Raw genomic sequence first — 13,846 nt, 5'->3', positions numbered from 1 at the left:
AAGGATCGTACGGATTGCGGCTGTTGAGTTGAACTATAGGCCAGCTCCCGAGAAAACCATGCAAACGATACATACTTTTACACCTGCACAACATACTTACAAACTCAGTGCAGCTTGACCGAAGGTTTGGCGTGTTTCATCAAGCTGCTGGCGGCGGCGGTAACGCCGGTGCGCACCGGCCCCAGCAATGCGTTCAAATGCATCAAATGCAGGCTGGTATACATCATGCGGGCAAAAAAACCGTCCACAAACCAGCCGAGTTTTGTCAGCGATCCCATCAAGGTCCCGACCGAGGTATTTCTGCCGAACGACACCAGCGAGCCGTGATCCGTATAGACATAAGGCCCATCCGGCGCCGCTTGTCCTTTGCTGGCGCGAACGAAAGTGTCGACCAGATAATCGGCCTGCTGATGCGCCGCCTGCGCCCGCGGCGGAACCATCTTGCCATCGCTGCCGATGCAAGCCGCGCAATCGCCCAGTGCATAAATATTATTGGTGGTGGCGACCTTCAGGAAGCCGTCGACTTCCAACTGGCCGGATTTAATTACCGGCAATCCTAAAGTTTTGAGGAAATCGGGCGCCTTGATGCCGGCCGACCAGACGCACAGGTCGGACACATAGTTGTTGCCGTTGGCGTCGGTCACGAAATTCTCTGCAATGCTGGCGACACGGCAATCGGTCACCACCCGCACCTCACGCTCCTGCAAAAGTTTGACGGCGGCTTTCGAGACCCGCTCAGTCAGCGGCGCCAGCAAACGCGGCGCGCCTTCCAGGATGGTGATGCGGACATCGCGATCCGGATTCAGATGCGGGAAATCATAATCGGTGTAGACGCTGCTGGCGTCGCGCAATTCTGCCGCCAGCTCAACGCCGGTAGCGCCGCCGCCGACAATCACGATGTCGACCCCGGCGTCCGGATTCTTTTCTTTCTTCAAATCCGCCTGTGCCAGCATCTTCAACAGCAACAACCGGAAATGCTCTGCGTCCTCAGTGGAGTTCAGCGAAATCGTATTTTCTTCGGCGCCGCTGATGCCGAAATAGTTGGAGACACTGCCGACTGCAATCACCAGCTTGCCGAACGCAATCTGACGCGGCGGGATCAGCTCCGCCGCCGATTCGTCACGCACTGCGTCCACCGTGATCGTGTTGCTGGCGCTGTCCAGCGCAGTCATGGCGCCGTAGACAAAGCGAAATTTATTGTCATGCGCCAACATCTGGTAAGACAGGCCTTCCTGGTGAATATCGCGGGTCCCCGCTGCGACTTCGTGCAACGACGGCTTCCAGATGTGGTACAGCGCCCGATCCACCAGCGTAACGTGACCACTGCCCAACTTGCGGCCGAGCTTGCAAGCCAGCTCCAGGCCGCCGGCGCCACCGCCGACAATCACGATTTCATCTGCCATCCGTCTTTCCTTCAATTTTTTATTGATCAATCGCGTCCGGAAACGCAGAGGCTCGCACAGGCATAAAACCAGTTAGTCTACTTTTATAGTGCCGCATAGTGCAATAGTGACGTAGTTTCAGCGATTTTTGATAAGCCGACGCTAATTTGCAGTATTCAGTGCCGGGGGAAAAACAGCATAAGAAAAATCTAAAAATCCATTTTTCATCATGCAAAATCGCCGGCGCAAAACCACATTGCAAATACCGAAATGGCCGCTGGTTCGCCAACCCAGTCTAAGCTATGATGAAAGCGGAGATTATTGCCAACACAATTTTCAGGAGGGTATATGTACCGGAAAATTCTCGTCGCCTACAATGGCACGCCCGAGAGCCGTTCTGCCTTGTATTCCTGCATTCAGCTGGCGCCCGGCCCCGAAGTCGAGGTCCATCTGCTGGGGGTGATCAATCTTGCCACCTATCTGATGGCAGGCGAATTTGTCGCCGAATCTGCCATCAGGGCTGAAAAAACCTTGCTGGAACAAGAGCTGATCAAGGGCCACAAATTACTCACCGACGCCGGTCTCAAGGCTATCGATCACTTCGAAAGCGGCGAACCCGTCAATGTGATCAGCGATCTGGTCAGCAAATTGGGGATAGACCTGGTAATCGTCGGCCATTCGCGCAAGAAACCGCTGGCAACCCGCTGGTGGCGCGGTTCGGTGGACGCTTTGCTGGTCGAAAAAGTGCCTTGCAGCGTACTCGTGGCGACCGATCCCTGCCCGCCGTAAGCTGCACCGGGCTGGTGCTTCCAGCCTGGCAGACTAGGCTTTAGGTTCAGCGGCCGAGGTTTGCGCGAATACCGGCAATTCGATCACCACCGTCGTGCCCTCACCTGGTCCGGCCGCAAAACGGACTTTCCCCCCCAGATAAGTTGCTCTTTCATGCAAGCCGCGCAGACCGTGGGTGGCGGTATTTTCAAAACGCTGCTGCGACATGCCGATGCCGTTGTCGCGCACGGTCAATGCCAGCCGGTCCTCGTCAATATCGAGAATCACCTCAACCTGGCTGGCTTGGGCGTGCTTGGACACATTGTTCAGAATTTCCTGCAACATGCGATATACCGCAATTTCGATTTTATGGTCAATCGTGATGTCCTCATCCGGCAGATCGGATTTGCAGACGATCTCGGTGCGCTGGCCGAAATCTTCCAGCTGCTCCAGAATTGCCGCCTTCAATCCAAACAGATCAAGCATGTTCGGCCGCAATTCGGTTTGAATCCGGCGCGTGGTCGCCACCAGTGAGCGCAGCAAGGTTTGCATCTGGGCTTGGCGATTCTGCCAGTGTTCATCGGCCGGCAGGATTTTGTAGACACCTTCCAGATGCATGCTCAGCGCGGTCAAGGACGCCCCCATATTGTCGTGCAGCTCACGCGCAATCGCTCGCTTCTCTTCTTCTCGTATGGTTTCCATGTGGTTGGCCAGTTCGCGCAATAAGGCAGTGCGCTGCGCGATGGTGCGCTCCAGTTCCAGTTCGCGCTGTCTGAGCGAATCCTCGGCGCGCTTGCGCTCGCTGATATCAGTGGCGATGCCGACCACTCCCATGACCTGCCCCTGCTGGTCGAACCACGGTGCTTTGGTGGTCTGAAAAGTCACCATATCGCCTGGCAGTTGCACCGTCTGCTCCAGCGTTTCCGAAACCAGACCGCTCATGATGCGCATATCGTCGCGATCGATCCGCTCGGCGTCTTCTTCGCGCTGGAACAGTTCGCGGCTGCGGCGATATCTGGCGTCCTGCCAGGTCAACCCGAGCCGGCGCAGGTAAGCCGGATTGGCGAAAATCAGGCGCCCTTGGCGATCCTTCACGAAAATTGGATCATTGGTGTTGTCGCTGACCGCAATCAGCAACGCGGTGGCTTCCGCCAGCTCGGCGGCGCTTTGCAAGCGCGCTGCGTACTCGCGATCGACCTTGCCGGCGGCGCGCCAGAAAATGAACAGCACCAGCACGCCATCGATCAAGGTCAGCAAAGGCGGAACCGAGGTACGGTCGTAAAAATTCTGACGCGCGCCCCAATCTGCCAGCCAATGCAGCGCAACCAGCAAGATCAGCATTGGCGGCAAGGACCGGCGCAGCATCTGCCCGCCGGGCGCATGACGGGTGATGATCGCCATCAGGCGTTGATGCGGACGCGCCATCAGCAGCGCTACGCCAAACAGCAAAAAAGCGACTGCGGACAGCCAGGGAATACTGGTAGCGTAAACCATCTGGGTCATTGCCGAGACGTGGTACAGATAACCCAGCAGCGGAATCGCGCTTAAAAAAATAAGGGAAATTGCGAGGGATTCGGCCAGATGGCTTTCTGTTTTACTGCGATGATCGAGCAGGAGCAGAGCCAGTCCGCAAAAAACAAAACCGATCGCGACCATCGGATGCAAGCCGTTCGGATATTGCAAGCCTGGATGCGGCTCCAGCGCGGTAAGGAGCACGTCGAGCCAGCCGGCACTGCCAGAGGTTTCATGAAAAATCGCGGCGGCGGCAAACAACAACAGTAAAACAGCTAGCACCTGCGCAAGAAATCGAATCACTTTCTGCGGCCCGTACGCCAGGCACTGTAGCAACAGACTGCAGCTAGCCAACAGAAAGCCGGCGGCGGTGTTGAGCCACATGAGCGATAACTGCGAGCTCGGAAGCGGCAGAGGAATCTGGTAAGCGCTGGCAATCAGCAGCAGTGCAGAAACTGCCATCAGCAACACACTCACAATGATCGCTGCTATGGTGGTGCGCGTCACATAGGTTTGGGTGGCAGCCAGGCTTTCCAGCGCGCGCGCCTTCAGCAAATCCTGGTAATGCGGATTGCCTAGCCCTGCGTCGTCGCTGTCTTTTGTCAAGTCGCCTCCAGGAAAATCGTGTCGATCAGTACGCTACTCAGGCTCCTCCTGGCGATTAAAGTTCATCCTGGTGACTAAAAAATAAACCATGAAAACACAAAACCCGCTGGACGCCAGCGGGTAGATTTTACTGAATCAATGTTCGGCCAACCCTGTACCCAAAGCTGCGAGCAAGTCGCGCAATTTGGTAAATTCCGAACTCTTGTCGAAGAAGAAACGCACACCGTATTTCTCGCCGGCGCGTCGAAAAACGTTGCTGACGTTGTTGCTGAAGATGATTTTCAAGGAATTCAGCGGCTTGTGCGATTCCGCCAAAGTACGCAACAGACTCATGCCATTGCCGTGCTTGAGCTCAATATCCAGAATCAGCACGTCAAAAGATTCAGCATCGATTTTTTTCAATGCATCAACTTCGTCTTCCGCAAATCCGGCAAACACCACACCTGGAATTTCGCCCAAGGTGTCAATCATCAAATCCCTTACAGCCACTGAATCTTCCACCAGAAAAATCCGCAACGGCGCGGCGCTGGATTTGGCTATATTGGAGGCGGTTGTATGATCCATAGTGGTTGACAACAAGCTAGCAACATCCCTCGCTTCAATTCATACATGACGCCGGATCGGGCAGTCGCGATTGACAGATTTTATACACGATGTGATCACTTCGTCTAATCGTCATCTAATCGATCAAATTATTCTTGATCGCGTAATAAATAATATCTGCATTGCTTGTCATGCTCATTTTTTGCAGCACCCGTGTGCGATAAGTGCTGACGGTTTTTACGCTCAGGCACAGTTCCTCTGCAATCTTCGTCACTGCTTCACCCTGACTCAGCTTGTAGAAAATTTCATACTCGCGCGCCGATAGGGATTCATGCAAGGGCGCGTTTGCATTGCTGGCGGGATCAGCCGTCAACAATTCGGCGACCGCATAGCTGATATATTTGTGCCCTTGCAATATGGTATCGATGGCCTTCACCAATTCCGTTGCCAGCGCCTCCTTTTGCACATAGCCGTCGGCGCCGCTACGCAATACCTGCACTGCATAACGACTCTCCGGGTGCATGCTCAAGATAAGCACGGGCAGCTTCGGCTTTTCGCGCTTGATCTGTTTCAACACCTCAACTCCGCTCTTGTCAGGCATCGCGATATCAAGCAGCACGATGTCATATTCCTGCGAGCGAATCAGCCGGATCGCCTCCTGCGCATTGGCGGCTTCGCCGCTGATCTCCATTTCCGGAATATCGGCTACGAAGTACTGGACGCCAGCGCGGACTACAGCATGATCGTCAACCACCAGAATTTTTATCATCTATTCAACTGTCGCAATCGGATAAGTTATCAGGCGCTGTCATCGTCCTGCTCAGACTGTAGCCAGCGTGTGATGTTTAGTGTGCGGCCGACTGCCTTCAATGTAAACAAATTCAGTGTGAAACCTACTCCCCCCCAACTCTGTACGATATTTTATCTGCCAACCGGCGCCGCTTCGACTCCAAGCTTCAACCCTGGTTGACAGATAGGCGGCTCAGGCGTATCCCGTTCATTTGTTGAGTTCAGCCTTGGCTACGGTTACGCAGTCTTCTTTCGCAGTACCTGCCAACCCATCGCACTTGGCCAACGCCACCTTATAGCGCGCATCGGCCCGTTCTTCCCTGGCGTCGGCCTTCACCTTGGAAACATCCTTCTGAACGTTGGCATTGGCTACAGCATTGGTTTCGTCTGCCTTGGCTTGCTTGACACAGACGTCCTTGGCATTGCCTGCCAGCGCATCGCATTTTTCCTTAGCTACCGCATAGTCAGCGTCGGCTTCGGATTTACGCGCATCAGACAAGGCTTTGGGCGTATTTTTATACTCGGCTTTGGCGTCTTGCCGGGTGTGTTCGCGGGTGGCCTTGGCTTGCTTGATGCACACCTCCTTGCCATTCCCGCTGAGGTCTTCGCATTTTGCCGTATCTGCCTTGTAGGTTGCATCGGCCACATCTTCTGCCGCCTTATAGCTAGCCTTGGCGCCGTCTGCCGCCAGCGCCAGAGAGGCGCCGCTAAAACCGGCAATACAGAACAGCATGGCGGCGGTGATTTTTTTAATAGTCATATCAATGTCCTTTATCCGATATATGGGAATTGCTGCCAGAGCATGGCGCAATCAGAGACTCAGAATTGATGATCTTTGTGACGCTCTTCAAATTCGCGAATCTGCTTTTCAGCATCATCCTTGCTGACGCCATAGGCTTCCTGAATGCTGCCGACCAGCTGATCGCGCTTGCCGGCAATCTGGTCCAGTTTGTCGTCGGTCAGCTTGCCCCACTGTACTTTCACGTTGCCTTTAAACTGTTTCCAATTACCTTGAATAGTGTCCCAGTTCATTTCGTACTCCTTGACGGTAACGGGTGTGATTTCATACTAACCAGATGCGGCCATCGGACGCTATAGGACAGCAACCGATTGCCTTGTAGGACAAGCGGAAACGGTTGCCAGCACGGAGCTCCCCATCAATGTGTAAAATTGTCGGCTTGCTACTGTCAGATGCGGTTTTCGATAAGTAAATCGGCAGTGCATCGGCAATCACATGTCTTAAAAGGAAGAAATCATGAGAGTCAGTCGTTACCTAAGCTTCTGGGCGGTGCTGTTGCTGACTTTGCTGCTTGCCGCCGGCGCTGCGGCCGGAAAAATGGGCTGGTGGTGGGCCTTGATCCCCGGCCTGCTGACGCTACTGGGCATCTGGGATATGAACCAACGCAGCCACGCAATCCTGCGCAATTATCCGCTGATGGGGCATTTCCGTTTTCTGTTTGAAATGATCCGCCCCGAAATGCGGCAGTATTTTTTCGAGAGCGATAATGACGGCGCGCCGTTTACGCGCAAGGAGCGCAGCCTGGTCTACCAACGCGCCAAAGGCGAAGTCGACAGCCGGCCGTTCGGCACCGAGCTCGATGTCAAACTGCGTGGCTACGAATGGGTCGGCCACTCGCTGTCACCCACCATCATCGCCAGCCACGATTTCCGCGTCACGGTCGGCGCTGAACGCGCGCAGCCGTATTCGATGTCGGTCTTCAATGTTTCTGCAATGAGCTTCGGCGCGCTGTCGGCCAACGCGATTCGCGCATTGAATCGCGGCGCCAAGAAAGGCGGTTTCGCGCACGACACCGGCGAAGGTTCGATCTCGCCTTATCATCGCGAATTCGGCGGTGACCTGCTGTGGCAAATCGCCTCCGGCTACTTCGGTTGCCGGAATGGGGACGGCAGCTTCAACGAAGAGAAATTCGTGGCGCAAGCCACTTCGCCGCAAGTCAAGATGATCACCGTCAAGCTTTCGCAAGGCGCCAAACCTGGCCACGGCGGCGTGCTGCCGGCGGCCAAGATCACGCCGGAAATAGCGGCAACGCGTGGTGTGCCGATGGGCGTCGACTGCATCTCACCCGCCACCCATTCCTCGTTTTCGAATCCTGTCGGCTTGCTGGAATTCATCCATAAATTGCGCACGCTGTCGGGCGATAAACCGGTGGGTTTCAAGCTGTGCGTCGGCCATCCCTGGGAATTTTTCGGCATAGTCAAAGCCATGCTGCAAACCGGCATCCTGCCTGACTTCATCGTGGTGGATGGCTCCGAAGGCGGTACCGGCGCCGCGCCGTTGGAGTTTGTCGATCATGTCGGCATGCCCTTGCAGGAAGGTTTACTGCTGGTGCATAACACCTTGCTCGGCGCCGGATTACGCGACCGCATCAAGATCGGCGCCAGCGGCAAAGTGATTACCGCTTTCGACCTGGCGCGCACGCTGGCGATCGGCGCCGACTGGTGCAACTCGGCGCGCGGTTTCATGTTTTCGCTGGGCTGCATCCAGTCGCAGAGCTGCCATACCGACCGTTGCCCGACCGGCGTTGCGACCCAGGATCTGGGCCGTCAGAAAGCGCTGGTGGTGCCCGACAAGGCCGAACGTGTGTATCGCTTCCACGAAAGCACTTTGCACGCGCTGCAAGAGCTGGTGCAAGCCGCGGGCTTGCCGCACGCCTCGGCGCTGCGCGCGCATCACATTGTGCGCCGGACTTCGGACCATGAGGTGAAACTGATGTCTGACTTACTGTCTTATCTGCAGCCAGGGGATTTGCTGAAGCAGAATTATCGCTATCCGGTATTTGAGAAATACTGGCCGATCGCGCGCGCGGAAAGCTTTCACCCGGCAGCGCCGATCGGATCAGGCGTCTAATAGGAAAAATAGGAAAAACAGGAAAAAAAGCCAGGGCGGTTGCGTACCCTGGCTTTTTTTGGGGCTTTGTTTCAGGCCTCGGCGTCCGGCTGATTTTGCGGCGCTGCGTTGATAAATGCATCCAACTCCTGGCAATTCTGGTAAATGCGCATCAAGGTCGGCATCGCTGACAGATCGCATTTCAGGCGCTGCGCATTGAAAATCTGCGGCACCAGGCAACAATCGGCCAAGGTCGGCGTATCGCCAAAACAGAACTTGCCGCTCCGGTTATCCCGTGCCAGCGTGATCTCCAACGCTGCCAGGCCGCTTTCGCACCAATGGCGATACCAGGCGTTCTTGGCGCTTTCATCGACCTTCAGTTCATGCACCAGATAGCGCAACACGCGCAGGTTATTTACTGGATGGATGTCGCAGGCAATCGACAGGCCGATGCTGCGCACAAAAGCCCGGTCCAGCGCAGCCGATGGCAGCAAGGCAGGCGCAGGCTGGATTTCTTCCAGATACTCCAGGATCGCCAATGACTGCGTCAGCACTGCCTGGCCGCCGACAGCGTCTTCATCGACCAGGGTCGGCACCAGGCCGTCGCTATTCAAGCTCCGGTACATCTGGCTCAATTGCTCGCCGCCGTGTTTCAGCAAATGCACCGGCACGATGTCGTAAGACATGCCCTTCAGATTCAGTGCAATCCGTACCCGATAGGCAGCTGAGCTGCGGAAATAACTATATAGTTTCATCGATGTTTACCCAGACTTAAACCAGACGTACACGCAGATCGCCGACACCGGCAACCGATCCTTCCAGCAGATCGCCTTTGCCAACAGCGGCAACGCCAGCCGGGGTGCCGGTAAAAATCAGATCGCCGGCCTGCAATTCAAAATAGGCGGACAACTGCTCGATGGTTTCGGCGATGTTCCAGATCATTTGATTGATATCGCCGTGCTGGCGTGATGTGCCGTTCACATTCAGGTGGATATCGCCTTGCTCGATGATGCCCGTCGCGCCCACTGGATGGATAGCAGAAATCGGCGCGGAATAATCAAATCCTTTGGCGGTACACCATGGCCGCCCCAGTTTCTTGGCCTCGCCTTGCAAATCGCGGCGGGTCATGTCGAGCCCGACTGCATAACCCCAGATATGCTTGACAGCTTGCGCTGCCGGAATGTTCTTGCCGCCGCTAGACAAGGCCACCACCAGTTCGATTTCGTGATGCAGATCCTGAGTCATGGATGGGTAAGGCATCTCGCCTATGCTGCCGTGCGCAACCGGCAGCACCGCGTCGGCCGGCTTCATGAAGAAAAATGGCGCCTCGCGGCCGCTGCTGCCCATCTCCTTGGCGTGCTCGGCGTAATTGCGGCCGACGCAATAAATCCGATGCACTGGAAACAATTGATCACTGCCAGCTATGGGCACTGCTGCTGCCGGTTGAGGGGGAAAAACGAAGTGCATGTAAGCTCCTTTTTCAATAGCGTCGAAAGTGCTGCCGGAAGTACCGCCGGAATTGCTACCGAGATTCCAGCAGCGAACAATGTCCAAACTTAATTCTTGCCAAGAAACTGACCCAGGCGACGCACCGCTTCTTGCAGGTTTTCCATCGAAGTCGCATACGACAGGCGAATATAGTGCTGCGCGGTGTACGGACCGAAATCCAGGCCGGATACCATGCTGACGCCGACCTGATTCAGGATATCCTTGACCAGTTTGTCGGCGTCGCCGTCATCCTTGAGCAGAGGGCTGCAATCCGCATACACATAAAACGCGCCATCCGGCATTGCCGGCACGTTGAAACCCAGTTCGATCAAGGCTGGCACCAGGTAATCGCGACGCCGCTTGAATTCGCTCTTGCGCGCCTCATACAAGGCCAGCGAATCCGGTTCGAAACAGGCCAGCGCCGCGTGCTGGGCAATCGCCGAGGGGCAGATGAACAAATTCTGCGCAAGCTTTTCAATCGGCGTCACCAGTGATTCCGGCAACACCAGCCAGCCGAGACGCCAGCCGGTCATATTGAAATATTTGGAGAAACTGTTGATGACGATAATGTCGTCGCCCAGCGACAGCGCTGAAAACGGTTCGCTGTCATAACTCAGGCCTTGATAAATTTCGTCGACGATGGTGAAGCCGCCTTTGCTGCGCACAGTGGCAATGATCTTGGCCAGTTCGCTGTGCAGAATCGAGGTGCCGGTCGGGTTGGACGGCGACGCCAGTAGCACGCCACGGGTATTTTCACTCCAGTGTTGCTGCACCATCTGGTCGGATAACTGAAACCGCTGGTCCGGGCCGCTGGCAATCATTTTTGCCTGGCCGTCGAAGGCGGCGACGAAGTGGCGATTGCAAGGATAGGATGGATCAGGCATCAGTACTTCGCTGCCCTTTTCCACCAGTGCAGCGCAAGCCAGCAGCAAAGCGGCGGAAGCGCCGGCGGTGACGACTATCCGTTGAGGATCAATATCCAGGCCGAATACCTGCCGATAATGCGCCGAGATCGCCGCACGCAAAGCGGGCAAGCCGGTGGCCGAGGTGTATTGCATCTTGCCGTCGGCCATGGCCTTGGCGGCAGCTTCGATCACCAGCGGCGCTGCGGTGAAATCGGGCTCGCCGATACCCATGTGGATAATGTGGCGGCCTTGCTGTTCCAGCGCTGCCGCCATTTTTGCCAGCTCCATCACATGAAAGGGTGCGATGTTGTCGAGGCGTGAAGCCAGATGCGAGAATGTCATGAATACTTTTCCGAATGGCGGGGCGCTCCCGGTTACCGGATGCACGCCTCACCTGAAACACGGAACCGGCATCGATGCGCAATCACAACATAAATACGCGCACAGCATCCGTGTCCCGTCTACATTGATTGCCGACTCAGGATTTCTTACCGGCGCCGATTTCGGTCGCGCGCGCTTTGGCGGCAAATTTATCCAGTACGCCGTTCACATATTTGTGGCCATCGATGCCGCCGAATGACTTGGTCAGTTCGACCGCTTCGTTGATGACCACGCGATAAGGAATCTCGACGTGGTTTTGCAGCTCGAAAGCACCGATCAGCAAGGCCGCGTGTTCCACCGGCGACAGCTCGCTGATCTTGCGGTCGATCAAGGGTTCGAGGCCGGCGCGTAAAGTGCTCACATCCTTGATCGCACCGTACAGCAGCGAGTTGAAATGCTCGGCGTCAGCCTTGTCGAAGCCGTGCGCCTGGCGGATGTTTTCGCTGATGGCGGTCACGTCTTCGTTGTTCAACAGCCATTGATACAGGCCCTGCAACGCGAATTCGCGCGCGCGGTGACGTGGCGTGCGGCTCTTGCTCGGATTGGCGTGCAAAGTTTTATTAGTCATAGTTTTTCCAGCTGGTTTATCTGCTTAGCGCTCGGCCTGAGTCAAGCTGAGCGCCAGCCTGTAGATCGTTCAAACATAAAATACCAGGCAAGGCATCGGCGACGCCTTGCCTGTCACAACATCTTATTCTTCGCTGGTGGCTTCCGCCAATTCTTCCAGCGCGATGGACAGATTGGCCATCTCCACCGCTACCCGCGCGGCGTCGGTACCCTTCTCTTCCATCCGCACTTCAGCCTGCTCGTCGTTCTCGGTGGTCAATACGGCGTTCGCAATCGGGATGCCGGAGTCCAGGGCGACGCGGCTGATGCCAGCACCGGATTCGTTGGAGACCAGTTCGAAATGGTAGGTCTCGCCGCGAATCACGGCGCCGATCGCGATCAGCGCGTCGAACTGCATGGTCTCTGCCATCTTCTGCAGCGCCAGCGGGATTTCCAACGCACCCGGCACGGTGACGTGCAAGATGTCTTCATCCGCGACGCCCAGATGCTTCAGTTCAGCCAGGCAGGCCGAGATCAACCCGTGGCAGACATCTTCATTGAAGCGGGCTTGCACAATACCGATGCGCAAATCTGCACCATCCAGATTGGTTTCGTAAATTCCGACTGTCATGGCTTTCCTCTTATACGCACTGGGCGCTTATCTACTAATTGGGTTACAAAAATTCGTTACAAAAATTCGTTACAAAAATTCATTACAACAAACACTGCTACAGCATCCAACTCTTCAAGCATTCGGTTTGTTTTGATAGCCGGTGATTTCAAGGTCATAACCGGTCATCGAAGGCATCTTGCGCGGGCTGGCCAGCAATTTCATTTTGCCGACGCCGAGATCTTTCAGAATCTGTGCGCCGATGCCGTAAGTCCGCAAATCGACCCGTGGCGGCGGCGGTTTGACACCGCTGCACGCTGCTTCCAGCGCGGCAAACTTGGCAAATATCTGGTCAGCCGATTCTTCGCAATTGAGCAATACCACCACGCCGCAGGGCGAAGCGGCGATTGCCGCCAGGGCCGACGCCATATTCCAGGAATGATTGGTGGCCTGGGTTTCCAGCAGATCCAGGATAGAGACCGGTTGATGCACCCGCACCAGCGTCTCCACATCCGGTGACGGTTCGCCATGCAGCAAGGCCAGATGAGCGCCGCCGCTTGGCGTATCGCGATAGGCGATGGTCTTGAAGGTGCCCTGTGCAGTATGGGTGGTGCGTTCGGCCAGCCGTTCGACGATACTTTCGTGCTGGCCGCGATAGTGGATCAGATCGGCGATGGTGCCGACCTTCAAGCCGTGTTCCTTGGAAAATTCGAGCAAGTCCGGCAGGCGCGCCATGGTGCCGTCTTCTTTCAGGATTTCGCAAATCACTGCAGCCGGCGTCAAACCCGCCATTTCTGTCAGATCGCAGCCCGCTTCGGTATGGCCGGCGCGCATCAGCACGCCGCCCTTGCGCGCCTTGATCGGGAAAATATGGCCCGGCTGCACAATGTCGCCAGCCTTGGCGTCCGCCGCCACCGCCACCTGGATGGTGCGGGCGCGGTCAGCTGCCGAGATACCGGTCGTGACGCCTTCGGCGGCTTCGATCGATACCGTGAAATTGGTGCCGTAGGCGGTGCCGTTACGGCTGGTCATCATGCCCAGGTTGAGCTGGTCGCAGCGTTCCTCGGTCAAGGTCAGGCATACCAGGCCACGCGCATATTTCACCATGAAATTGATCGCCTCTGGCGTCACAAAATCGGCGGCCAGCACCAGGTCGCCCTCGTTTTCACGATCTTCTTCATCCACCAAAATCACCATGCGCCCGGCGCGGAGTTCGGCAATGATTTCCTCTGTAGTTGCAATTGACATGTTTCGCCTTGAAGATAAGCGGGTCCGGAAAGCGCCTTATGGGCAGCCTGCGGCCAGCTGGTATTTGCTATAAATCGTGCTGTGAAAGTTGCGGTTTATGGACTATGGGCCGCTGCTGGGCGGCCCTGATAAATCAAACATAAACCAGAGGTGGCTATTTTAAAGGATTTAGCAGACTGAAAATGTTTTACCGACACCAGTTTGCGGTACTTTTGCCTCA

14 protein-coding genes are annotated in these 13,846 nt (G+C 55.9%); 2 read left to right on the top strand and 12 right to left on the bottom strand.

The annotated features are described in order from the left end of the window. Positions 1–104: 104 nt before the first annotated feature. Positions 105–1,403, bottom strand: a complete 1,299-nt coding sequence (locus tag VNZ60_RS01850) for an NAD(P)/FAD-dependent oxidoreductase (protein ID WP_325656614.1) — start codon at positions 1,401–1,403, stop codon at positions 105–107. A gap of 327 nt (positions 1,404–1,730) precedes the next feature. Here VNZ60_RS01850 and VNZ60_RS01845 point away from each other — a divergent pair, with 327 nt between their 5' ends. Beyond that, positions 1,731–2,171, top strand: a complete 441-nt coding sequence (locus VNZ60_RS01845; protein ID WP_325656612.1) for a universal stress protein — start codon at positions 1,731–1,733, stop codon at positions 2,169–2,171. Positions 2,172–2,204: 33 nt separating this feature from the next. Here VNZ60_RS01845 and VNZ60_RS01840 read toward each other — a convergent pair whose 3' ends face one another. The 5 genes from VNZ60_RS01840 to VNZ60_RS01820 form a co-directional block, all read right to left on the bottom strand. After that, positions 2,205–4,268, bottom strand: coding sequence for a PAS domain-containing sensor histidine kinase (locus VNZ60_RS01840; protein ID WP_325656610.1), 2,064 nt, complete (start codon positions 4,266–4,268; stop codon positions 2,205–2,207). Between the two features lie 135 nt (positions 4,269–4,403). Continuing rightward, positions 4,404–4,832: a response regulator gene (locus VNZ60_RS01835; RefSeq protein ID WP_325656608.1), complete on the bottom strand. Its 429-nt coding sequence runs from the start codon at positions 4,830–4,832 to the stop codon at positions 4,404–4,406. Positions 4,833–4,947: 115 nt separating this feature from the next. Next, the gene (locus VNZ60_RS01830) at positions 4,948–5,580 is read right to left on the bottom strand and encodes a response regulator transcription factor (protein ID WP_325656606.1); all 633 of its coding nucleotides are present in this window, start codon (positions 5,578–5,580) and stop codon (positions 4,948–4,950) included. Between the two features lie 228 nt (positions 5,581–5,808). Beyond that, positions 5,809–6,360, bottom strand: coding sequence for a hypothetical protein (locus tag VNZ60_RS01825; protein ID WP_325656604.1), 552 nt, complete (start codon positions 6,358–6,360; stop codon positions 5,809–5,811). Between the two features lie 59 nt (positions 6,361–6,419). Continuing rightward, positions 6,420–6,632, bottom strand: coding sequence for a CsbD family protein (locus VNZ60_RS01820; protein WP_325656602.1), 213 nt, complete (start codon positions 6,630–6,632; stop codon positions 6,420–6,422). A 223-nt stretch (positions 6,633–6,855) separates the two neighbouring features. On the opposite strand from VNZ60_RS01820, the gene VNZ60_RS01815 reads away from it, so the two are divergent. Further along, positions 6,856–8,469: an FMN-binding glutamate synthase family protein gene (locus tag VNZ60_RS01815; protein WP_325656600.1), complete on the top strand. Its 1,614-nt coding sequence runs from the start codon at positions 6,856–6,858 to the stop codon at positions 8,467–8,469. A gap of 71 nt (positions 8,470–8,540) precedes the next feature. Here the strand turns inward: VNZ60_RS01815 and maiA are convergent, their stop codons facing one another. From maiA to ribBA, 6 genes are all read right to left on the bottom strand, one after another. Next, entirely contained in the window at positions 8,541–9,203 is a 663-nt protein-coding gene (maiA, locus tag VNZ60_RS01810; protein WP_325656599.1) for a maleylacetoacetate isomerase, read from the bottom strand. Positions 9,204–9,219: 16 nt separating this feature from the next. Beyond that, on the bottom strand, positions 9,220–9,915 hold the full coding sequence (locus VNZ60_RS01805) for a fumarylacetoacetate hydrolase family protein (RefSeq protein ID WP_325656597.1): 696 nt from the start codon (positions 9,913–9,915) through the stop codon (positions 9,220–9,222). 89 nt (positions 9,916–10,004) lie between these two features. Further along, the gene (locus VNZ60_RS01800) at positions 10,005–11,183 is read right to left on the bottom strand and encodes a pyridoxal phosphate-dependent aminotransferase (protein WP_325656596.1); all 1,179 of its coding nucleotides are present in this window, start codon (positions 11,181–11,183) and stop codon (positions 10,005–10,007) included. Between the two features lie 136 nt (positions 11,184–11,319). Further along, positions 11,320–11,790, bottom strand: a complete 471-nt coding sequence (gene nusB / locus VNZ60_RS01795; RefSeq protein WP_325656594.1) for a transcription antitermination factor NusB — start codon at positions 11,788–11,790, stop codon at positions 11,320–11,322. Positions 11,791–11,913: 123 nt separating this feature from the next. Beyond that, the gene (ribH, locus tag VNZ60_RS01790) at positions 11,914–12,399 is read right to left on the bottom strand and encodes a 6,7-dimethyl-8-ribityllumazine synthase (protein ID WP_325656592.1); all 486 of its coding nucleotides are present in this window, start codon (positions 12,397–12,399) and stop codon (positions 11,914–11,916) included. A 114-nt stretch (positions 12,400–12,513) separates the two neighbouring features. Further along, a complete protein-coding gene (gene ribBA, locus VNZ60_RS01785; protein ID WP_325656590.1) occupies positions 12,514–13,626 on the bottom strand; it encodes a bifunctional 3,4-dihydroxy-2-butanone-4-phosphate synthase/GTP cyclohydrolase II in 1,113 nt (370 codons plus the stop codon). Positions 13,627–13,846: the final 220 nt, after the last annotated feature.

This window comes from Collimonas sp., assembly GCF_035566375.1.
Taxonomy (GTDB): Bacteria; Pseudomonadota; Gammaproteobacteria; order Burkholderiales; family Burkholderiaceae_D; genus Collimonas.
Note: the sequence above shows the minus strand (reverse complement) of the source record. Positions and strands in the feature narration are given on the sequence as shown.

Bases quoted from the DNA above. Each gene is read 5' to 3' on its own strand.
- VNZ60_RS01850 (WP_325656614.1), bottom strand. From the start codon at position 1,403: ATGGCAGATGAAATCGTGATTGTCGGCGGTGGCGCCGGCGGCCTGGAG.
- VNZ60_RS01845 (WP_325656612.1), top strand. From the start codon at position 1,731: ATGTACCGGAAAATTCTCGTCGCCTACAATGGCACGCCCGAGAGCCGT.
- VNZ60_RS01835 (WP_325656608.1), bottom strand. From the start codon at position 4,832: ATGGATCATACAACCGCCTCCAATATAGCCAAATCCAGCGCCGCGCCG.
- VNZ60_RS01830 (WP_325656606.1), bottom strand. From the start codon at position 5,580: ATGATAAAAATTCTGGTGGTTGACGATCATGCTGTAGTCCGCGCTGGC.
- VNZ60_RS01825 (WP_325656604.1), bottom strand. From the start codon at position 6,360: ATGACTATTAAAAAAATCACCGCCGCCATGCTGTTCTGTATTGCCGGT.
- VNZ60_RS01820 (WP_325656602.1), bottom strand. From the start codon at position 6,632: ATGAACTGGGACACTATTCAAGGTAATTGGAAACAGTTTAAAGGCAAC.
- VNZ60_RS01815 (WP_325656600.1), top strand. From the start codon at position 6,856: ATGAGAGTCAGTCGTTACCTAAGCTTCTGGGCGGTGCTGTTGCTGACT.
- maiA (WP_325656599.1), bottom strand. From the start codon at position 9,203: ATGAAACTATATAGTTATTTCCGCAGCTCAGCTGCCTATCGGGTACGG.
- VNZ60_RS01805 (WP_325656597.1), bottom strand. From the start codon at position 9,915: ATGCACTTCGTTTTTCCCCCTCAACCGGCAGCAGCAGTGCCCATAGCT.
- VNZ60_RS01800 (WP_325656596.1), bottom strand. From the start codon at position 11,183: ATGACATTCTCGCATCTGGCTTCACGCCTCGACAACATCGCACCCTTT.
- nusB (WP_325656594.1), bottom strand. From the start codon at position 11,790: ATGACTAATAAAACTTTGCACGCCAATCCGAGCAAGAGCCGCACGCCA.
- ribH (WP_325656592.1), bottom strand. From the start codon at position 12,399: ATGACAGTCGGAATTTACGAAACCAATCTGGATGGTGCAGATTTGCGC.
- ribBA (WP_325656590.1), bottom strand. From the start codon at position 13,626: ATGTCAATTGCAACTACAGAGGAAATCATTGCCGAACTCCGCGCCGGG.